The 20,164-nt window shown below is 54.4% G+C and carries 16 protein-coding genes, 1 tRNA gene and 1 pseudogene; 6 read left to right on the plus strand and 12 right to left on the minus strand.

The annotated features are described in order from the left end of the window. The first annotated feature begins 8 nt into the window (after positions 1-8). On the plus strand, positions 9-812 hold the full coding sequence (locus tag TA5113_RS01790; RefSeq protein ID WP_058313516.1) for an undecaprenyl-diphosphate phosphatase: 804 nt from the start codon (positions 9-11) through the stop codon (positions 810-812). Here the strand turns inward: TA5113_RS01790 and TA5113_RS01795 are convergent. Further along, a complete protein-coding gene (locus TA5113_RS01795) occupies positions 809-1,789 on the minus strand; it encodes a complex I NDUFA9 subunit family protein (protein WP_058313517.1) in 981 nt (326 codons plus the stop codon). The two genes, TA5113_RS01790 and TA5113_RS01795, sit on opposite strands and share 4 nt — an antisense overlap. Before the next feature lie 195 nt (positions 1,790-1,984). Here TA5113_RS01795 and TA5113_RS01800 point away from each other — a divergent pair. After that, positions 1,985-2,071, plus strand: a tRNA-Leu gene (locus tag TA5113_RS01800). A 100-nt stretch (positions 2,072-2,171) separates the two neighbouring features. Further along, entirely contained in the window at positions 2,172-3,110 is a 939-nt protein-coding gene (locus tag TA5113_RS01805) for an asparaginase (RefSeq protein WP_058316586.1), read from the plus strand. Here the strand turns inward: TA5113_RS01805 and TA5113_RS01810 are convergent. The 3 genes from TA5113_RS01810 to TA5113_RS01820 all read right to left on the minus strand — a co-directional run bounded on the left by TA5113_RS01810 (position 3,107) and on the right by TA5113_RS01820 (position 6,154). Further along, positions 3,107-4,621 carry a tripartite tricarboxylate transporter permease gene (locus TA5113_RS01810; RefSeq protein ID WP_058316587.1) on the minus strand — a complete coding sequence of 505 codons (1,515 nt, stop codon included), beginning with the start codon at positions 4,619-4,621 and terminating at the stop codon, positions 3,107-3,109. The genes TA5113_RS01805 and TA5113_RS01810 overlap by 4 nt on opposite strands. Position 4,622: 1 nt before the next feature. Further along, entirely contained in the window at positions 4,623-5,105 is a 483-nt protein-coding gene (locus tag TA5113_RS01815) for a tripartite tricarboxylate transporter TctB family protein (RefSeq protein WP_058313520.1), read from the minus strand. Between the two features lie 65 nt (positions 5,106-5,170). Further along, the gene (locus TA5113_RS01820) at positions 5,171-6,154 is read right to left on the minus strand and encodes a Bug family tripartite tricarboxylate transporter substrate binding protein (protein ID WP_058313521.1); all 984 of its coding nucleotides are present in this window, start codon (positions 6,152-6,154) and stop codon (positions 5,171-5,173) included. Positions 6,155-6,260: 106 nt separating this feature from the next. On the opposite strand from TA5113_RS01820, the gene TA5113_RS01825 reads away from it, so the two are divergent. From TA5113_RS01825 to TA5113_RS01835, 3 genes are read left to right on the plus strand one after another with little or no spacing between them, the layout of a single operon-like run. Further along, complete coding sequence (locus TA5113_RS01825) at positions 6,261-6,926, plus strand: response regulator transcription factor (protein ID WP_058313522.1); 666 nt, start codon at positions 6,261-6,263, stop codon at positions 6,924-6,926. Beyond that, positions 6,919-8,286: a sensor histidine kinase gene (locus tag TA5113_RS01830; protein ID WP_058313523.1), complete on the plus strand. Its 1,368-nt coding sequence runs from the start codon at positions 6,919-6,921 to the stop codon at positions 8,284-8,286. Before TA5113_RS01825 ends, TA5113_RS01830 begins: the two co-directional genes overlap by 8 nt. Then, the gene (locus TA5113_RS01835; RefSeq protein ID WP_058313524.1) at positions 8,265-9,275 is read left to right on the plus strand and encodes an ABC transporter substrate-binding protein; all 1,011 of its coding nucleotides are present in this window, start codon (positions 8,265-8,267) and stop codon (positions 9,273-9,275) included. Before TA5113_RS01830 ends, TA5113_RS01835 begins: the two co-directional genes overlap by 22 nt. A gap of 23 nt (positions 9,276-9,298) precedes the next feature. On the opposite strand, the gene TA5113_RS01840 is transcribed toward TA5113_RS01835, so the two are convergent. The 8 genes and pseudogenes from TA5113_RS01840 to TA5113_RS01875 all read right to left on the minus strand — a co-directional run bounded on the left by TA5113_RS01840 (position 9,299) and on the right by TA5113_RS01875 (position 20,067). Then, entirely contained in the window at positions 9,299-11,914 is a 2,616-nt protein-coding gene (locus tag TA5113_RS01840) for a nitrate reductase (RefSeq protein WP_058313525.1), read from the minus strand. Positions 11,915-12,016: 102 nt separating this feature from the next. After that, positions 12,017-13,246, minus strand: a pseudogene (locus tag TA5113_RS01845) (NAD(P)/FAD-dependent oxidoreductase); the annotation flags it as partial. 98 nt (positions 13,247-13,344) lie between these two features. Beyond that, the gene (locus TA5113_RS01850; protein ID WP_058313526.1) at positions 13,345-13,761 is read right to left on the minus strand and encodes a globin family protein; all 417 of its coding nucleotides are present in this window, start codon (positions 13,759-13,761) and stop codon (positions 13,345-13,347) included. Positions 13,762-13,766: 5 nt separating this feature from the next. After that, positions 13,767-15,446 carry an ABC transporter ATP-binding protein gene (locus TA5113_RS01855; protein WP_058313527.1) on the minus strand — a complete coding sequence of 560 codons (1,680 nt, stop codon included), beginning with the start codon at positions 15,444-15,446 and terminating at the stop codon, positions 13,767-13,769. A gap of 8 nt (positions 15,447-15,454) precedes the next feature. Continuing rightward, positions 15,455-16,537, minus strand: coding sequence for an ABC transporter permease (locus TA5113_RS01860; RefSeq protein ID WP_058313528.1), 1,083 nt, complete (start codon positions 16,535-16,537; stop codon positions 15,455-15,457). A gap of 149 nt (positions 16,538-16,686) precedes the next feature. Continuing rightward, positions 16,687-18,051 (minus strand): CmpA/NrtA family ABC transporter substrate-binding protein, encoded by a 1,365-nt coding sequence (locus TA5113_RS01865; RefSeq protein ID WP_058313529.1) that lies wholly within the window; start codon positions 18,049-18,051, stop codon positions 16,687-16,689. A 265-nt stretch (positions 18,052-18,316) separates the two neighbouring features. Further along, a complete protein-coding gene (locus TA5113_RS01870; RefSeq protein ID WP_058316588.1) occupies positions 18,317-19,486 on the minus strand; it encodes an ABC transporter substrate-binding protein in 1,170 nt (389 codons plus the stop codon). Further along, a complete protein-coding gene (locus TA5113_RS01875) occupies positions 19,483-20,067 on the minus strand; it encodes an ANTAR domain-containing response regulator (RefSeq protein WP_058313531.1) in 585 nt (194 codons plus the stop codon). The genes TA5113_RS01870 and TA5113_RS01875 overlap by 4 nt, the downstream gene beginning before the upstream one ends. Positions 20,068-20,164: the final 97 nt, after the last annotated feature.

Consider the following 20,164-nt stretch of genomic DNA (forward strand, 5'->3'; position numbering starts at 1 on the left):
AAAATTCGATGGCCCTATATCACCTGATTCTTCTTGCGGTCGTGCAAGGCATTACAGAGTTCCTTCCGATCTCCTCTTCAGGGCACCTCATCCTGCTCCCGAACGCTTTGGGCACCGAAGATCAAGGACAATTCCTCGATGTTGCAGTCCATGTTGGCACGCTCGGCGCGGTGGTGCTCTATTTCTGGAAGGATGTCAGACTCGCGCTCCTAGGCATTCCAAAACTCGCAAGAGGAGAGCGCGAGGATGCCGGTGCAAAGCTCTCGCTACTCCTCATCATTGCAACAATTCCAGTCATCATTTTCGGCGTATTCCTAGCGGTGACCGGATTGAACGACGCATTGCGTTCCATGGCAGTCATCGGCTGGACCATGCTTGGCTTTGGTATTCTGCTTTGGTGGATGGACCAGCGCGGTCAAGAAGTCAAAACCGCAGAGAAATGGTCCATGCGAGATGCCATCATTATGGGACTCTGGCAGGCGATAGCTTTGATCCCTGGCACGTCCCGCTCGGGCATCACGATCACTGGCGCGCGAGCGCTCGGCTACGATCGCGAAAGCAGCGCCCGTCTTGCAATGCTGATGAGCATCCCGGCCATTATTGCCAGCGGTGGCTACCTATTGATGGACACGGGCTTAGAACTTTCCGGCCCAGAGATTCGTGATGCATTGATTGCAACAGCCTTCGCATTCCTGTCGGCGCTTCTCGCGTTGAAACTCATGATGCGATTGCTGCAATCAGTGAGTTTTACACCATACGTCATCTACCGGGTAATCTTGGGGCTGATCCTGCTGTTCGTCGCCTACACCTAAGGCTGCAAATTCTTGGCAGATGCTTTTATTGCATCATATTGCCCAGTTGGCCGGAATCTCCACAGATAGTCCTCCACCACTGCAGATGCAGGAGTCGGGGATATACCGAGATCGGCAAATGTTTTCGCACCTTCGGAAACCACGTTGTCTTGGCGCAGGAGCTTTACCTGATCGCGCGTCAAAACCCCATTGTGCCAGATCCCGAATGTGAGTTTTTGCAGAACATCAAACCCAAGCCCCATGAGACGGCCAATAAAGAACGGCAAGTTTAGAACAAGTTTGCGACGCTGGATCACGCCTAGCATGTCGGCAATCCAAGCCCTTAGTGGTTTCGCTTCAGGCCCACCAAGCTCATAGATCCCGCTCGCCTCACCAAGAATTCCTTTCACTGCAGCCTGCGCCACATCATCAACATAGACGGGCTGGAACTTGGTGTTTCCTCCGACAAGCGGCAGGATCGGTGAAAGTTTGGTCATCGCGGCGAAGCGATTAAAGAAGCCGTCTTCAGCGCCAAAAATCACAGAAGGCCGCAGGATCATTGCATTAGGCTGATGCTTAAGCACGCCCTCTTCGCCGAGCCCTTTAGAACGCGCATAATCGCTATCTGAACCTGCATCAGACCCAATTGCCGACAACTGAACCATCGTCGTAATCCCGTTATCTGCAGCCAAACGCGCGATCCGTTCTGCGCCTTCGTGTTGCACAGTCGAAAACCGGTTCTTGCGATCCTCAGCAAGGATACCAACACAATTCACAACGGCATCCGCGCCATCCATAGCCGCCAGAACCGAAGCATCATCACGAATATTGCAAAGCACGGGCTCTACCTGCCCCACGTCACCGTAAGGCTTTACGAATATCGCCTCATTCGGCCGGCGCACCGCGACACGCACCCGCCAACCCAATTGAGCCATGTGGCGTGCGATATACCGCCCAACAAACCCCGATCCGCCGTAGATGGTAACAAGCTTTGACATTGTGGGTCTCCGATGAACTGTGCCTAAATTAAAACTATAGCTCGATTTTTGTCCGAACAAGTTTCTATTCGGATCTGCGCGCGCTTCTTACCTTTTGGGTGGCAATTTGGCCCTCTACATAAATTTTGCAAAAACTTCACTATCCGCGTTGACTCCCCTGACGCGTATCTCTAAATCCCCCCACACGACATCTAAGCCCAGATGGCGGAATTGGTAGACGCGCTAGCTTCAGGTGCTAGTGTCCGTATGGACGTGGAGGTTCGAGTCCTCTTCTGGGCACCAAAATCCCGAAAAATCAAAGCAATTCATATCGCTAAATGGTTATTGGCGGTTTGCTTGAAATCGGGCTGGATTGCGACCGGTAGCTGTCGTAGGCAATATCATGGCTGTATTACTCGTTCACACTGGCGGCACCATTGGAATGGTGGCCTCTGACAAAGGGGTCGTCCCGCAAAATGGGGTTGTTGAAACGCAGGTCGCCAAGTTGAACGCGATCGGTGAAGTTTCATCCGTCATTGATATCTACCCACTTGAACCACTCATCGACAGCGCAAACGCTTCGCCAACGGACTGGGGCCGGATTGCCGAAGTCATTGCAAATCGACACGACGACTACGACGGCTTCGTTGTGACCCACGGCACAGACACTCTCGCGTACACTGGCTCAGCGTTGGCCTTTGCGCTGGAAGGGCTGACCAAACCAATCGTTGTGACCGGTTCCATGCTTCCACTAAGTGTCGAAGGCAACGACGGCGCTGCAAACCTGGGAGATGCTCTAAACGCGTCTAGCTCTGCACCAAAAGGTGTGTGGGTCCAATTTGCTGGCCAGCTTATGCACGGTGCGCGAACACGCAAATCGCATTCAACTCAATTTGATGCTTTCCGCGTGAATGAAGGGGGCGGTCCGCCAGTGCAACCCGGCACGCATCTCACTAACCACATCTATGGCGATCATAACGTCGCGATTCTGGCAATGGCTCCCGGTATGCCGACAGAGTTGTTTCAATACGCAGCGGAACATAGCGACGCGTTACTGTTGCGGGCATATGGATCGGGCACCGCGCCGGAAAGCGACGGTCTCGTCAAAGCGCTTCAGACAGCTCAGAGCCGAGGCATCCCAGTGGTTGCGGTCAGCCAATGTCCAGAAGGTGGCATGGCGCTTGGGACTTATGCGGCCGGTGCGATTCTGCGGGAAAATGGCGTCATTGATGGGCGCGACATGACCGTCGAAGCTGCCTACGCCAAGTTACATCACGCCCTATCGACAACAGGCGACCCAATGGATCGCCTGTCGAGATGTCTTTGCGGAGAGTTCACTTAGTCCCCTTCGGCCACCCCTTGCGCACGCGCCTTAGCGCGGCGTGCGCGGAAGCTTGGCAGCAGCACCAACAACACTGCGACGACCAACAGGGCCAGCGTCATTGGGCGCTCCCATATGAACGCAACGCCATCATAGAGCTGCATAGACCGTGAGAAGTTATCCTCCAGCATGCCACCCAGAATGAACCCAATCAGCAGCGGCGCGAGCGGGTAATCCGCAAACTTGAGCGCCGTCGCAAACACCCCAAAGCCAACCAGCATCAAAAGCTCCGTGGCGTTATTCTGCCCGATATAGGCCCCCATAAGGGTGAAGAACAAAATAAACGGGATCAGATAGTTGCGCGGCACCATCAGCACTTTGGCGATGTATGGGATCAGCGGCAGGTTCAACACCAACAGCACCAAGTTCCCGATGAACATCGACATGATCACGGCCCAAAACACCTGTGGCTCATCCACCATCAGACGCGGGCCCGGGGTCACGTTCAGAGCGATCAAAGCACCCAACAGGATTGCCGTTGTACCAGAACCCGGAATACCCAATGTCAGCAAGGGTACAAAGGAACCGGTACACGCCGCGTTGTTTGCAGTCTCCGGCGCAGCAAGGCCCTTGATGGAACCTTTGCCAAACTCATCCTGCTCTTCTTTCGTGGCGATGTTACGTTCAACGGCATAGCCCAAGAAGCTCGCGATTGTCGCGCCGGCGCCGGGCAAAACACCAATGAAGAAGCCCTGAATAGACTGCCGTCCGACAACCGGCGCAATCGACTTTGCCTCTGACCGCGTGATGCGCAGATCCTTGATTTCACCGTCATCGCCCTCAGCCATAACTTTTGGCTTAAGCACAAGGAACAATGCCTCAGGCAATGCAAACATCGCCATTGCAAGGGTAATGAATCCAAATCCTGACTGCAGATCCATGATACCCATCGTGAAGCGCGGGAGGTTGAACAATGCACCTTCGCCCACAGTCGCCATGATCAGGCCAAGCAGCGTCATCAGCATCGCTTTAGCCACCTGACCAGTGCCCGCAAAGGCTGCGATAGCCGACAGGCCAACGACCATCAGCGCGAAGTATTCAGCAGAGTGAAACAGCAGCGCGACCGATGACAAAGCCGGCGCAAACACCATCAAGAGCACTGCGCCAATCGTGCCGCCTGCAAAACTCGCAATCGCCGCGACGGTCAAAGCCTTCCCGGCCTTGCCTTGTTTCGCCATGGGGTAGCCGTCAAAACTCGACGCAACAGTTCCGGCGACACCGGGCGCATTCAGCAGGATGGACGATGTCGAGCCGCCAAAAATCGCGCCGTAGTAAACGCCAGCCAATAAGATCAATGCTGCTGACGGGTCGCCCATCGAGATCGCGACCGGAATCATAATGGCAATGATCGACATGGGGCCCAGACCGGGCAGCATTCCGATAAGGGGGCCGATCAAACACCCGCCGATCACCATAAGCAAATTCTGCAGGGATAGAGCCGTTTGCAGGCCAATCAGAAGTCCTTCAAGCATCTCAACCTCCGATGAAACCGGGCAGTGGTCGCATGTAAATGCCCAGCACCTCTTGCACCAAATACCAAACGACGCCGGTGGCGATGATGGACACCAACGCCATGATGACCCATTTGCGTTCGCCCAAAATGGCCGAACCGATCATCAAGAAACCAACGGTCGAAAACAGAAAGCCCAGCGGACGAAGGCAAAGGGCATAGACCACCATCAAAACCAATAACAAAACCGCTTGCCCCAGATGGTATTCACCCAAGCGCCGATAATCGATATCTGCCTCTTTGGGCTCAGATTTCTCTAGTCCCAGCAAGATGATCAAACAGGCAACTATGGCCAAAACGGACAGAACCTTTGGAAATGTGCTCGGCCAAATCGGCGCGCGGCGCATGAATGGCGCAAGCCCGGCATCCATCGTGAACCAGGCTGTATAGCCATAGGCTAGGCATATCCCCAGCAAAATTAGTGCAATCCAGCGATCGAGTGCCACTGTCGTATCCCCCCTTTAAAAAAGGCAGAGCGGTCCCCCGCTCTGCCTAAAGTGTTTTCGATGACTTACAGGAAGCCGAGCTTCTTCATCAGATCACCGATGACCTGCTCTTGGCCTTCCAAGAAGGATTTGAAGTCGTCGCCTGGATTGTGGATGTTGACCCAACCATTACGGCCGCGCACTTCTTCCCACTCTGGTGTCTCGTACATTTTCGCAATCGCGTCCTGATACATGGTCAGCTTGTCTTCAGGCAGACCAGGGGCCGCGAAGAAACCGCGCCAGTTCACGAAGGTTGTATCGATACCCTGCTCTTTCATGGTCATCGCGTCAGGTGCCGCAGAAACGCGGTCGTCAGACGTGACGCCGATGATTTTGACTTCGCCTGCATTGGACAGATCCACGGCTTCAGAGAACCCGGTGGACAGCGCTGCGATTTCACCAGACAGCAGAGCGGCCATAGCTTTACCGCCCGCGTCATACGGAATGTACTTTACGCCAAGCGCGTCTTTACCAGCGGCTTCCATCACCATTGCTGCAACGAGGTGATCCATGCCGCCCGGAACAGAGCCACCGCCAATTGCAGTTTTCGCAGGATCAGAGTCGTAGGCTGCGATCAAATCCGCCATAGAATTGATCGGGCTGTCCTTGCCAACAACAATCGCGGCGTAGTCACCGATTGTGCCGGACACGAGGGTCAGATCACGGAAGTTGTGCGGGAATACGCCTGTCAGGGAACGGATTACGATGGGTGTGGAATTCACCATCAATGTTCCGTGGTTGCTGTCTGCGTTTTCGATCAAGTAGCCAATGGCCTTACCGCCACCGCCACCGGACATGTTTTCGTAAGACGCGTTGCCGACGAGGCCAGCCTTCGTAAGGGCTTCACCCGTGCCACGCGCGGTCCCATCCCAGCCGCCACCGGCGCCACCTGGAATGAGGAAGTGAATGCTGTCCACAACTTGATGCCCACCAGCAATTGCGGATGAGCCAAAAGTCATGGCGGCGACGGCCGACGCCAATACGGCGCGGCGAGCGAATTTAAGTGTCATGAATGTCCTCCCATTTGACAACTGACCGGTTCGCGGTTCAGTTGAGAAAGACAAACAGACCAACCTGACACAAACCTGTCACGGCGAAAAAAGGCATTCTCCGGCGATGAAATTCCTGCTTGTGGAAGACAATGTAGAGCTCGCAAACGCGATTTGTTCGCGGATGCAACTGGATGGCCATGTCATTGATCATGCAGAAAATTTAGAGGATGCGGCGGCGTTTTCCGAAGTTGGGGAATACGACCTGATTTTGCTGGATATCATGTTGCCCGATGGGGATGGCCGAACATTCCTTCAACGCCATCGCACAGGGAAATTGGACACACCTGTCATCGTCCTGACGGCGCGCAGCCAGGTGTCTGATAGAATCAGTATGCTTGATTTGGGGGCGGATGATTACGTCACAAAACCCTTCGATCATGCAGAGCTGAAGGCGCGTTGTCGCGCGGTTCTGCGACGCAAATCCGGCAACGCAAAAACCATCGTTCAACTCGGCGACGTGGCGCTTGACCCGGTCGCGGGCAACCTGTCGATCCGAGATCAGGTGATCTCGTTGCGCAACCGCGAACTACGTCTTTTGGAACTGCTCATGAACGCACCGGGGCAGATTTTCCCGAAAACCAAACTGGTGGACCGGTTGTTTTCCTACGACGACGATGTGTCGGAAAACGCAGTAGAGGTCTATATCGGCCGCCTTCGCAAACATCTTGAAAATACGCGCGTGAAAATCACCACACTACGCGGACTTGGCTACCGGCTGGATCATGAATAACCGCGTCGGCATCATCCGATCTCTCAGGGATCGATTGGCGATCACTTTGATCGGCGGCGCGGCGGTCTTGGCAATCTTGCTCTACCTGGTCGTGCGAAGCTATGCCGCGCAAATCGCGCAGCAGGGGCAGGACAGCATTCTCGCCGCCTCTGTGACATCCATTTTGGACGCAGCCATTCTGCGCGACGGCGAAGTAGAGGTCGATTTCCCTTACGCATCCTTCTCAATGCTCAGCACGGACTCAGACGACCGAGTCTTCTACGCCATCTATCAAGATGATGAGTTGATCTCTGGCTACGACACCCTTTTTCACAGCGACCCAATACCCGATGCGGATCATCGTTTCGGAACCGCGACGCTTCAAAACGCCGAAGTGCGCGTCGCAAGTGCCGCGCGCACGCTGATCGGCGCGCAAGTCACAACCGTGATTTCAGTCTCTGTCGCGCAAACCCAAGACGCCCTAGAGGTGACCCTCAATCGCATTTCACGCAACGCTGCAGGGTTTGGGGCCGGGTTCTTCTTACTTGCCACCGCTTTGTCTTTTTGGGCGACTTCGACGACCATCGGCCCGCTCAAGCGCCTCACATCGTCGGTGACTCGACGCGGGCCTCAAGACCTGCGCCCCTTCGAGCAACCCGTTCCAACTGAGATGGAGCCGTTGGTTGCGTCACTGAACAACCTTATGGGTCGCTTGGATCAATCTCTTAGCCAGTCCGAGGACTTCATCGCAGAAGCCGCTCACCGCGTTCGCACGCCGTTGGCCACGGTCCGCAGCTACGCAGAGGCAACTTTGCAACGTGTGGGAAAACCCGAAAACCGTCATGCGTTACGGTCCATGGTCAAAGCCATCGACGAAAGCTCCCGCGCTGCTGGACAATTGCTGGATCACGCAATGATCACCTTCAGAGCGGACCATTTAGACAAACAGGACCTAGACCTGGGTGAATTGGTAGGGGAACTCGTCCGCAGCCTCACACCGATCGCCGAAATGAAAGACGTCAGACTTCAAATTCGCTGTCCAGAAACAGTTAATGTGCAAGGAGACGCAATTCTTCTGCAAAACGCGATCCGCAATGTGATCGACAACGCATTGAAATATTCTCCAGCAGAAAGCGACATCACAATATCAGTTTCTAATTCGGCAGAAGATCGCATTGCGATCCGAGATGAAGGCCCTGGTTTCCCGGAAAACAACATGGCAATGCTGGCAGACCGCTTTACGCGCGGCTCTAACTCAGAAGGCATTACGGGTTCAGGCCTGGGTCTTACAATCGCTCAGGATGTCGTGATCGCTCATGGTGGACATCTGGTTCTCGCCAACCACGCGGAGGGCGGCGCATGCGTTACTTTATCCTTCTAATCTTAACGCTCATCCCAGCGTTCGCCTTGGGTCAAGAATGGGAGGAAGAAGCGCGCTTTGGCAATGAAGGCGCGCAATCAACTTTGCGCGTCATCTCCAGCACGGACACGTCTTTTTTTGCACCCGTCATCGAGACCTTCGTCGCAAAATCGCCGTCTGTTGCAATCTCCTATTTTGTGACCAGCACCGCCGAATTGAACAGGATCGTGCGTGAGAACCCGTCGGGCTATGACGTGGTCATTTCCAGCGCCATGGATCTGCAGCTCAAACTCGCCAACGATGGGTTTGCAAAAGAGCTTACAGTCGATGGGCTGCCGGACTGGGCCAAATGGCGATCAAGCCTATTTGCCTTCACCACCGAACCCGCCGCGATCGTGATGAACAAAAAAGCGTTTCCGGATGGCCGCATTCCCCAGACACGGCAAGAGCTGATCCAAGCCATGCGAGACCGCCCAGAAGAGTTTTCGGGCCGAATTGGAACCTATGATGTCAGGGAATCTGGCCTTGGCTACCTTTTCGCCACCCAAGACGCGCGCGCCTCTGAGACCTATTGGCGCCTCACCGAAGTTATGGGAAGCCTAAAGGCACGGCTCTATTGCTGCTCCAGTGCGATGATTGACGACTTGGTTACAGGCGAATTAGCGGTGGCTTATAATGTGCTGGGCAGCTACGCAAAGGCTCGCCAAGACACATCTGACCAGCTTCAGATTGTTCTGCCATCAGACTTTCCAACCACCATGATGCGAACAGCCTTAGTCAGTGCCCAAAGCTCTCAACCGCAAATTGCTGAGGACTTCGTACAGCACTTGATCTCGCTGCAAACCGGAAGCACCGACAACAACATGCCCTTGCCTCCTTTAGACGTCGAGAATGCGGTTACAGGTCGATCCAACATAGCGCTCGAACCCGCTTTGATGACTTATCTGGATCGACTTAAAAGACGTAACTTCCTGAAAGAATGGGAAAGCGCCATCATACAAGGACAATAGCGCTTTGCTTTAGATTTGTGGCTCTATTCCGCTGCCATCCGGGGACTGTGCTGCGCGATCAACTGCGCGACTTCAGCGCGGCAAGAGCCGCAATTGGTTCCAGCACCCGTTAGCTCACCGATCAAATCAACGGTCGCACCACCTTCAACAGGGATAGCATCTAGGATTTGGTTGCGGCCCACATTCATGCAGGAACAAACCGTCGGGCCGGGGTCTTTCACGTCTTGCCCTGGGCGAGCGGCCAATACATTGATCGCGTCCGATCCCAACAAACCAATCACGTATTCCCGTGCGACAGCCACAGGTTCAGGGCTGACAAACAAAGCTGCTGACAGTTTTCCGTCCTCAAAGAAGGCCAATCGATGAAGGCCCGTTGACTGGTCCACCATGACCATCGGTTCTTTTAAAGTTCCGAACAGCTCTTGGCTGTAGGCTTGCCAATCAAGCTCGCCAGATCCTGCCATTTCAGCACGCCAGCCCCCTTCTGCCGGGACCTTTGCCCAGTAGTCGGACGTTGTCTCAAACGCGTTGGCGGAAATCGCGAAGGCGTACCAATCAGCTGTGAACTTGGTGATGTTGACCGCGGCGGATTTGCTTTCTGGCTGACCGGAGAAAGGGTCTACAATAGCCGGAATGATCTTTGATACCGTTGAGGCCGCCGCGGTTTGGCAGGTCCAGTGGATCGGTACAAATGGGCTTCCCTTGGCAACATCCTCGGTAATCCAGACCCGGAAAATCGCTTCGCCCGCGCGCCCTTTGACAACAGCAAGATCGGCATCTTTCAAACCGCACGCCAGAGCGTCTTCTGGATTGATTTGCAGGAACGGCTCCGCAAGGTGCTTGGAAAGCTTCGAGGACCGCCCAGTCCGAGTCATGGTGTGCCACTGGTCCCTTTGGCGACCGGTGTTCAAACGCAATGGGTATTCTTCATCCAACTCCGCTTGCGGTGCGCGTGCGTTGACCGCCAACATGTTCGCTTTTCCCGTTGGCGTGAAGAACTTCCCATCTGCAAAGAACCGTCCGCCTTCGCGTGCGGCCGTGATCGGCCATTTCTGCGGTTCAAAACCATCAAAGTCTTCATCGGAAATGTCTGACAGCGCAGAGATGTCGAAGTCCTTGCCGAAATCGCCAGCGACTTTGGACAGCGCCGCATGTTCGCGGAAGATCTGGGCCTCATTGCGGTAGTCAAACGCCTCTTCCCACCCCATGCGGCGTCCCACTTCGGAGAAGATCTCCCAATCTGGGCGCGCTTCACCTGGGTGTGCCAGCGCCATACGTTGGCGGCTGATCGTACGGTCAGAATTGGTAACTGTGCCGCTTTTCTCGCCCCAACCTAAGGCAGGCAAGACCACGTCAGCCAAGCGCGCCGTATCGGTTTGATCGCTCAGATCACTGACCACAGTGAACGGACAGTTCTTGATCGCCTCTTCCACGAGATTGGCGTTGGGCAATGAGATTACAGGGTTCGTGCATGCCACCCACAGCGCCTTGATCTTGCCCGCTGCGAGGGCGTCAAACATATCGACCGCTTTGAGACCAGCAGCCTCGGGCATTTCAGGCGCGTTCCAGAAGGATTTGACTGCATCACGGTGTTGGGCGTTCTCAAGATCCAAATGCGCGGCAAGCATATTTGCCAGCCCGCCAGTCTCGCGCCCGCCCATAGCATTCGGCTGGCCCGTCACGCTAAACGGCCCACTTCCCGGCAAGCCGATGCGTCCTGTGGCCAGATGGCAATTTATGATCGAATTGACTTTTTCCGTGCCAGAAGAGGATTGGTTAATGCCCTGACTGAACACGGTGACCGTCTTTTTGGTCTTCGTGAACATATCATAAAAGGTTGCGAGATCTGCTTCAGTCAGTCCGGTCAGGCTCAAGTCTTCAGCGCGAGCCGTCTCAAGCGCTGCATCAAATCCGTTCACATGCTGGGAGACAAATTCAGCGTCTATTTCACCCTGATCGGCCAAATGTGCCAGCAACCCATTGAATAGCGCCGCATCGCCACCTGGAGCGAGTTTTAGGTGCAAGTCGGCAATATCGCAGGTAGATGTACGGCGCGGATCAACGACGACAACTTTGGTGCCGCGTTTCGCCCTTGCAGCCGCAAGACGTTGGTAAAGCACCGGGTGGCACCAAGCGAGGTTTGATCCCACCAACACCACCAAGTCTGCAAGCTCTAGATCTTCGTATGTCCCGGGTACAGTATCGGTCCCGAAAGCGCGCTTATGGCCTGCGACTGTTGATGCCATGCAAAGGCGTGAATTGGTGTCGATATTTGCCGAGCCGATGAACCCTTTCATCAGCTTGTTGGCGACGTAGTAATCCTCGGTCAGCAATTGACCAGACACGTAAAAGGCAACGCTGTCAGGGCCATGCTCTGCGATAGTGTCTTTGAACTTGTCTGCAACCAATTGCAGAGCGTCGTCCCATTTTGCGGTTTTGCCGTCGACTTTCGGCGCCAGCAGACGACCATCAAGAGATACCGTATCCCCCAAAGCAAGCCCTTTGGAGCACAGCCGACCATAGTTGGCCGGATGCTCTGGGTCACCCTCAACCTTCAATGCACCATTGCCTTGTGGGGTCAGCAGAACCCCACAGCCAACGCCGCAGTAAGGACAAGTGGAACGGATCGTATCGGTCATTGGGCTGCCTGCTTCATCAATCGGTTTCGCTATTAAGCGCCCGCGGCGATGCCTTTAGGTTTGCTGTTTTTGTCTGTGGCGCGGCCATTTTCTTCACCCGGCCAGACTGCAATGGCCGCCAAGCGCCTCAAGCGGTGCTCCGCCTTGGAAATTTGGACCAAAGATTAGAGTGTCGCGCATGTCGGAGATGTTTGTTCGGTCTTTTATAAGCCCGTGAAACCACGGCCCATCGCCAGTGTCGCCATACATAACGGCACCAACCAAACGGTTTCCTTCAATGACGAGCCGTTTGTAGCTGCATGTTGCTGGGTCGCGGAAAACGATCTCTTCGCGGTTTTCATTGTCCGCAAAATCTCCAGCACTGAAAAGATCACAGCCCGTGACTTTGAGCTTTGTCGCCGTCTCTTTGTTCACAAACTGGGCTTCTTTTCCGAGAAGCGTTTGCGCGGCGACTTTTGCTTGCTCATAGAGCGGTGCAACAAGGCCAAAGATCGCCCCATCGTGTTCGACACACTCGCCGATGGACAGCACGTCTGGATCCGAGGTGACCATCTGGCCATCCACCTTGATCCCGCGCCCCACATCCAGCCCGCACTCTGCCCCCAGAGCGGTGGATGGACGGATACCAACGGCCATACAAAGAAGATCACATGGCAGCTCTGTGCCATCATCCAGCTTCAGCGCTTTGACTTTGCCATTCTCACCTAGGATCTCTTTGGAGTTTGTAGAACAAAGCACTGTTATCCCACGATCGGTTAGCTCTTTGCGCAGCAGAAAGCCTGCGGCTGGATCGAGCTGGCGCTCCATCAAGTGCCCCATGAGGTGCACAACAGTGACGTCGACGCCGCGCATTTGCATGCCTGCCGCCGCTTCTAGGCCAAGCAGACCGCCACCAATGACGATGGCTTTTTTGCCCGAAGCCAAATTCATCATCGCTTCGGTGTCTTCCAAATCGCGGTAAGGAAGCACGCCTTCCAGATCGTGACCGGGCATCGGAATGATAAACGGCGTAGAGCCCGTGGCGATCACCAGCTTATCGTAAGGCACGTCGCCATTCTCGCCGGTGACAATCTTGGCGCTGCGATCAATTGCGACGACACGCTCGCCAAACCGGCAGGCGATTTCGTGCTTTTTGTAGAAATCGTCGTCATGGGTAACGATGTCACCAAAGGTCTTTTCGCCCGACAAGACCGGGGACAGCATAAGTCTGTTGTATGTACCGCGCGGTTCTGCGTTGAAGAGGGTGATATTCCACTGCCCCTCCTCAAGCAGATGATCAATCAGCCGTCCTGCCGCCATACCTGCACCGATAATGACGATATTCTGCACGATCTTGCTCCGTTAGTTTGTGCGGTACGCTGCAGGCTCGTGATGCGAACCCGGCATTTCCGAAAATGTAACTCTGTTCACAGGCCTGCGTGGCCTGGCGATTATTCAACCGGGTATGCCGCCGCCTTCATCACACCGGCGAGCGTCGTATAGGCACCCGTCCAAGCGTCTTTCACACTCGGCGTAAACTCCTCACCCAGCCCTTTTTCCAAAGTGCGCAGCAAGGATGCGCCGACCGCATCGTAGTCTTCGGGCTTTACCCCGTAGTCGACATGACGGACCGCCATTTGCTCGGCAACTGGGACGATCTTATCCAAATCACGCAGTCCGCTTACGACAGTCGCAAGACTCGCCATCAGCTTACTTCCTTGTTCCTTCATGTCTGAATTCACAAAATAGGGCTTCACCCGAGGCGCCGTTTCAAACAAGTCAGCATAGAAAATCTCTGCCGCTGCATCTTTGATCGGAACCACTTTGGAAAAGCTATCTTGCACAAGCTGGATGGCGTTCTCGTCCATATTTTTTACTCCGCTGCTAAGGCTGGTTTTGGCTTCGGCTTAGGTTTTGCCCCGTGTTCGTACTCTTCCAAGAAGTCGAGAACTTCCTGACGGTATGTGTAATAATCTGGATGCTCGAGCAGTGCTTTGCGGGTCCGTGGGCGCGGCAGATCTACTTCGGTGATCTTACCGATTGTCGCCTGTGGACCATTGGTCATCATGACCACGCGGTCAGCCAGCAGGATCGCTTCGTCCACATCATGGGTCACACAGATCGCAGTCACTTTGGTGCGAGACCAAACTTCCATGAGAACCTCTTGCAGTTCCCAACGGGTCAGAGAGTCCAGCATCCCGAACGGTTCATCCAAAAGAAGCAATTTTGGAGACAGAGCGAAGGCACGTGCGATGCCCACACGTTGCTTCATACCGTTGGACATATCAGACGCGGACTTATCCATTGCGTCGGCCAAACCGACCCGCTCAAGATAATATTCCACCACGTCCTGCCGTTCGGCCTGAGACGCCTTTGGATAGACTTTATTCACACCGATCGCGCAGTTCTCACGCGCCGTGAGCCATGGGAAAAGGTTCGGAGATTGGAACACCACCGCACGTTCTGGGTCTGCGCCCTCTACATGACGACCATCCAGTTTGATGGCACCTTTGGAGATCTCGTTCAGACCTGCAGCCATGGTCAAAACCGTGGACTTACCGCAGCCAGAGTGACCGATCAGCGAGATGAACTCACCCTTGTTGATTTTCAGGTCAAAGTCTTCAACCACGGTCAATGGACCTTTAGGCGTTGGGTAAACTTTGTGAAGTTGCGAGAAGTCCAAGAAGCGGTTTTCGATCAGACCTTCTTGAGCTTGTGCAACTGCCGCTGGAACACCATGGATCGGTGTCACGTTTGGCAGCTCTTTGGTGCCTTCAACCTTCGCTTCAATGCCTACATCCATCAGGTAGTTGGTCACTTCCATGCGGAGCTTTTTGAAGGTTTCGTCATTGTTCATCGCGGTGCGATCACGCGGACGCTCTAGTGGCACTTTGAACTCTTGGCCCAGGGTCCCATCGGGGTTCAGCGCAATAATGCGATCCGCCATGACAATGGCTTCGTCCACATCGTTGGTGATCAGCACACAGGTCTGTTTTTCAGCTGCCCAGATCGAAACGATCTCATCCGCTAGGTTGCCCCGTGTCAAAGCATCCAGCGCTGACAACGGTTCATCCAGCAAAAGCATTTCTGGCTTCATCGCCAAGGCGCGCGCGACGTTCACACGCTGACGCATACCACCGGACAGTTCCGCCGGACGGCGGGATGCCGCGTGGCTGAGGCCAACCATTTTGACGTAATGGGCGACTTTCTCTTCTTTTTCTGCGTTGGACAGTTTCGGGAAAACGCTGTCGACCGCCAGGCGCACGTTTCCAGAAACAGACAACCAAGGCATCAAAGAATAGCTTTGGAAAATCACACCGCGCTCAGGGCCCGGGCCTTTGATCTCTTTGCCTTTGTAAGTCAGAGCCCCTTCAGTGGGCATCTCCAGACCTGCCAGAAGGTTGATCAGCGTGGTTTTACCCGTGCCTGAGAAGCCGAGGAGAACGAGGAACTCGCCCTCCTCTACTTTCAGATTGATGTTCTTCAAAACGTCGGTCTTGGCAGTGCCTTCACCGAAGCTTTTAGAAACGTTATCGAGTTTCAGAATGGCCATGGGTCAGATTACCGGTTGTTTGTGAAGGTGAAGGCGGCTTGGATCGCATACATCAGACGGTCCAGCAGGAAGCCGATGATGCCGATGGTGAAGACTGCCACCATGATTTTCGCCAAGGACTGAGAGGAACCGTTCTGGAATTCGTCCCATACGAATTTGCCGAGACCTGGGTTTTGCGCCAGCATTTCAGCCGCAATCAGAACCATCCAGCCCACACCGAGGGACAGACGCAGACCGGTAAAGATCAGCGGCAACGCAGAAGGCAGAACCAGCTTCGTGATCTTGGTCCATGTGTTCATTTTCAGAACTTTGGATACGGATACGAGGTCTTTGTCGATGCTGCTCACACCCAGTGCGGTGTTGATCAAAGTCGGCCACAGGGAACAAAGCGTCACAGTAATCGCAGAGTTCAGGAAGGACTTCGCGAACCAGCCGTCACCGTCAACCGCATAGGTCGCGGAAACGATCATGGTCACGATGGGCAGCCATGCCAGCGGAGAGACCGGTTTGAAGATCTGTACCAGAGGGTTGATGGCTGCGTTTGCGTAAGGAGAAAGACCTGCAAGGATGCCCAGCGGGATCGCCACTGCAGAGGCAATCAAGAAGCCGAAGAAAACGGTTTTGATCGATGTCCAGATCTGCGCGTAGTAGCTTGGTGCACCGGTAAATGCGCGCTCTTTAGGCTCTTTACCTTGTGCGATCAGGCGCTCGTTCAGCTGCGCAACTTTTTCTTCAAATTGCGCTTTTTTCGCTGCTTTGGCCTGCGCATCTTCGTGCAAGTTAACCGCTTGTTCCCAAACCTGAGATGGGCCAGGAACCGCGCCCAAAGAGGTTTGAACCGTTGGTGCCAAAGTGCCCCAGAGAAACAAGAAGCCCGCAATCGCCAAAACTGGGACACCCGCTAGTTTCCAGATTTCTTTGTACTGGGCCTGAGGGTTGTCGCCGGCAATCGCACGGAAAATCGGTGTTAGCCAACCGAGGCCCAAAACTGTGAACCATGTATCGGCTTTGTTGATCCATGTGAAAATCTTGGCTTTCCGCGCTTCGCGGGCGGCCTGGTCATCCAACTGCTGTGGATCGATGGCGGTCATTGTTTTGCTCCTTGGGTGGGCCGGGGGGGCTTTTTTGGCTCCGGACCTTGGTTTTTGCGATCAGAGCTGCACCCGGAGAGAAGGGCGCAGGTCAAAGCGCGAAATGTTTGGGTGAGGCGCCCCATTGCGGGACGCCCCAGAGGGTGAAGTTAACCCTGTACTTCTGTGCCTACGACGATCTGTTCGCCTTTCAGGCCGATTGGCAGGCTTTCCAGGTAAGCGTTAGGTGCTTTGCCGTCGTAAGGGATGCCGTCGATGATGTCGGCTGCAGGTGTCGCGGCCTTGAAGCCATCGCTGTCCCAAGGGAAGTCAGCCGCGTCTGCGTAACCTTCTTCAACAACCAGTTTAGCTGCTTCCAGATAGATGTCTGGACGGTAAACAGACTTCGCGGTTTCAAAGTACCATTCGTCGGACTTTGCTTCTGCAATCTGACCCCAGCGACGCATCTGTGTCAGATACCAGATCGCATCAGAGTAGAATGGGTAAGTCGCGTTGTAGCGGAAGAACACGTTGAAGTCAGGAACGTCACGCTTGTCGCCTTTTTCGTACTCAAAAGTACCAGTCATGGACGCCGCGATTACATCATAGTCCGCACCCACATATTCTGGGCGGCTGAGGATTTCTACAGCAGCAGGACGGTTGGCGTTGTCGTTTTCGTCCAACCAGATCGCTGCACGGATCAGAGCCTTAACAACCGCTTTTGTGGTGTTTGGATACATTTCAGAGAATTCTTTGGTGATACCAAAAACTTTCTCTGGGTTGTTTTTCCAAAGTTCGTAGTCAGTGATGACAGGAACACCAATACCTTTGAACACAGCCTGCTGGTTCCAAGGCTCACCCACACAGTAACCATAGATCGTGCCCGCTTCCAAAGTCGCTGGCATCTGTGGAGGAGGCGTCACAGACAGAAGAACGTCCGCACCGATCTGACCGGTGATGTTTTCAGGGGAGTAGTAGCCTGGTTCCAGACCACCCGCCGCCAGCCAGTAGCGCAGTTCGTAGTTGTGTGTGGAAACCGGGAAAACCATACCCATGTTGAACGGCTTGCCTTCGGCAGTGTACTTCTCAACAACAGGTTTCAGAGCCGCCGCGCTGATTGGGTGCTGAGGGCGGCCATCTTCCATCAATGGAATATTTGGCTTCATTTCTTCCCAGATCTCGTTGGAAACGGTGATGCCGTTACCGTTGAGGTCCATTGAGAATGGGGTGATGATGTGCGCTTCGGTACCAAAACCGATGGTCGCCGCCAAAGGCTGACCCGCAAGCATGTGCGCGCCGTCTAGCTGACCGTCGATCACACCGTCCAGCAGAACTTTCCAGTTCGCCTGCGCTTCCAGCGTTACAAATAGGCCCTCGTCCAGAAAGTAACCCTGTTCATATGCAACCGCCAATGGCGCCATGTCAGTCAGCTTAATAAAGCCGAATGTGAGTTCGTCTTTTTCCAGGTCCAACTGCGCAAGTGCCGGGGAGGCCATTGCAACGGTTGTCGCTAGAATTGAAGCAATGCGTTTCATTCATACCGTCCTTGTTCAGGCCCATCCAAAAAGAAGTGGGCAATAAAAAAGCCGCCGACAGTTGGGCCCAGGGAGGAGGAGGAACCCAGTGTCGAGCGGCTTTGCTCAGTCATTCCGCACGTGCGAAATAAATCTATGTTTCAGAGCGCCTTTGCTCTGAAGTTGCTCTCAATATGCCGCCAGCGGCGTAGAAACTCGAGTCGCGCGGCAAGCAAAGAAGCCTGAAAAGCCCAATTTTTCTGCAGTGCACAAAAAATGGGCAGGATTACTGACCTGGATCATAAATTTTGTCATTAAAAAAGCGATTGCGGCCCAGAATCATGGTTCCTGAAACTGTTGGAACTTCCGTGGGAACGGCGAGAGAGCCCTCCACTTTAGACGATGCAAGCGGCAATTCCGCACCAACGGGCAAAAGATTCTCACGATAGAGATCGCTGCGGAACACCCGTTCTGCATCCTTAGCACTATAGGCATCTGAAATTCCGAAGCGTTCGATCAGACGCTCTGCGATCCAACGCCCCTGAGAGCGCCAGGGGAAACAGATGCCGTCCCCTTCGAACATCAAGAAGTCGTTGTGGCGGCGAATATCACCTGCGCTGTTGATCATGAAGCGGCCAGCCAGAGCTCGGTCGGCGATTTCAGAGCTCAAACCCAGATATTTGTCAGGCGAAAGCATCTCTGCAGTCATGGTCAAGTTGCCCGGATCTGACAACCAAACGCAGGCGCGCAAAACAGCGCGCATCAAGCTTCCCGCCACTGCGGGATTGCCGGAAATCCAATCTTCCCGCGCCGCCAAGACTTTTTCCGGCGCACAGGACCAAATGGCTGCCATCGGTAAAACCAATGAGCCCGCTGCACGCTCAACCGTCATAGAACCCCATGGTTCGCCGACGCAAAACGCATCCAATTCGTTATTCTCAATCGCCGCGGCCATCAATGGAGGTGGCACCGCTTGAATAAGAAAGTCCTTGCCCGCGACCATGCCAAAACTGGAAAGCCACAAAGACACAAGCTCTGCATGCATCGACAATACAAAAGGCATCCCAATACGCAGAGGACGCGGTAAAGCCGCAACCGCCTCACCCGCCGCAATGGCATCTTTGAAGTCAAATGCGAACCCTTGGTCCTCGAGTCGCTTCGTCATAGCTCCCGAAAGTCCAAACACATTGCCGTTGGCTGAGGTGACCATCATCGCGTTTAGACGAGGCAGCCCGGCCAACAAGCCCAGCGCCGATGCCACTGGAACCGGAGACAACATATGTGCCGCGTGTATCTGTCCAAAAGCCAGCAAGTCCCGCAATGTCGACCAGCTGGGCGCAGCTTGTAACTCAAGCTGCAAACCTTCTTCTTCCGCAAACCCGAGTTCATGAGCGACAATCAAAGGAGCCGCATCGATAAGGGGCATGTAGCCAGCTTTGACGATCTTCAAACTCATGACAGCAATTCCGCTGCAGTGACCAATGCCTCGGCGACATCAGCCACCTTTTTACCTTGATCCATCGCTGACTTTCGAAGCAGCGCATAAGCTTCATCTTCAGAGATGCCACGCACTTTCATCAGCATCCCCTTCGCCCGATCAATCAACTTACGTTCTTCAAGAGCGCGTTTGGTGGTTTCCAGCTCGGTGCGCATTCGGTGAAACAGCTGGAACCGCGCGATCGCTGCGTCCAGAACCGGCTTGATCCGATCCATCTGAAGCCCATCGACCACATAGGCCGAAACTCCCGCCTCAATCGCGGTTTTCGTCATCTGCGCATCGCTGCGATCTACAAAGAATGCCACAGGGCGATCCATAGGCGAGGATGCCGTGGTCAGCTGCTCAATCGTGTCCCGCGAAGGGTTGGTCACATCAATCAAAACCACATCCGGATTGAGCTGCGCAACGGAACGAGACAACCCGCTCTCTTCGGCGAGCACGTGGATTTTGTGGTCACCGGTCTCATGAAGGCTGTCCACTATTCCAAGAGCACGCTCTTTGTCTTGTTCTACGATGACGATGGTAAGGGCATTTGCCACGGCTGAGTTCTCTGGCTATTCGGCTTCAGTGACGGTTTACGGTGTCACCCACTTGGATTCGAGCGATCACGCCGCGGTGCAGAAAGGGGCATTGGGC

Source organism: Cognatishimia activa, from assembly GCF_001458335.1.
In the GTDB taxonomy this organism is placed as follows: domain Bacteria; phylum Pseudomonadota; class Alphaproteobacteria; order Rhodobacterales; family Rhodobacteraceae; genus Cognatishimia; species Cognatishimia activa.

What these genes read in the sequence shown, in the direction of transcription:
- TA5113_RS01790 (WP_058313516.1), top strand. Translation starts at nt 9, where the DNA reads ATGGCCCTATATCACCTGATTCTTCTTGCGGTCGTGCAAGGCATTACA.
- TA5113_RS01795 (WP_058313517.1), bottom strand. Translation starts at nt 1,789, where the DNA reads ATGTCAAAGCTTGTTACCATCTACGGCGGATCGGGGTTTGTTGGGCGG.
- TA5113_RS01805 (WP_058316586.1), top strand. Translation starts at nt 2,172, where the DNA reads ATGGCTGTATTACTCGTTCACACTGGCGGCACCATTGGAATGGTGGCC.
- TA5113_RS01810 (WP_058316587.1), bottom strand. Translation starts at nt 4,621, where the DNA reads ATGCTTGAAGGACTTCTGATTGGCCTGCAAACGGCTCTATCCCTGCAG.
- TA5113_RS01820 (WP_058313521.1), bottom strand. Translation starts at nt 6,154, where the DNA reads ATGACACTTAAATTCGCTCGCCGCGCCGTATTGGCGTCGGCCGTCGCC.
- TA5113_RS01825 (WP_058313522.1), top strand. Translation starts at nt 6,261, where the DNA reads ATGAAATTCCTGCTTGTGGAAGACAATGTAGAGCTCGCAAACGCGATT.
- TA5113_RS01830 (WP_058313523.1), top strand. Translation starts at nt 6,919, where the DNA reads ATGAATAACCGCGTCGGCATCATCCGATCTCTCAGGGATCGATTGGCG.
- TA5113_RS01835 (WP_058313524.1), top strand. Translation starts at nt 8,265, where the DNA reads ATGCGTTACTTTATCCTTCTAATCTTAACGCTCATCCCAGCGTTCGCC.
- TA5113_RS01840 (WP_058313525.1), bottom strand. Translation starts at nt 11,914, where the DNA reads ATGACCGATACGATCCGTTCCACTTGTCCTTACTGCGGCGTTGGCTGT.
- TA5113_RS01850 (WP_058313526.1), bottom strand. Translation starts at nt 13,761, where the DNA reads ATGGACGAGAACGCCATCCAGCTTGTGCAAGATAGCTTTTCCAAAGTG.
- TA5113_RS01855 (WP_058313527.1), bottom strand. Translation starts at nt 15,446, where the DNA reads ATGGCCATTCTGAAACTCGATAACGTTTCTAAAAGCTTCGGTGAAGGC.
- TA5113_RS01860 (WP_058313528.1), bottom strand. Translation starts at nt 16,537, where the DNA reads ATGACCGCCATCGATCCACAGCAGTTGGATGACCAGGCCGCCCGCGAA.
- TA5113_RS01865 (WP_058313529.1), bottom strand. Translation starts at nt 18,051, where the DNA reads ATGAAACGCATTGCTTCAATTCTAGCGACAACCGTTGCAATGGCCTCC.
- TA5113_RS01870 (WP_058316588.1), bottom strand. Translation starts at nt 19,486, where the DNA reads ATGAGTTTGAAGATCGTCAAAGCTGGCTACATGCCCCTTATCGATGCG.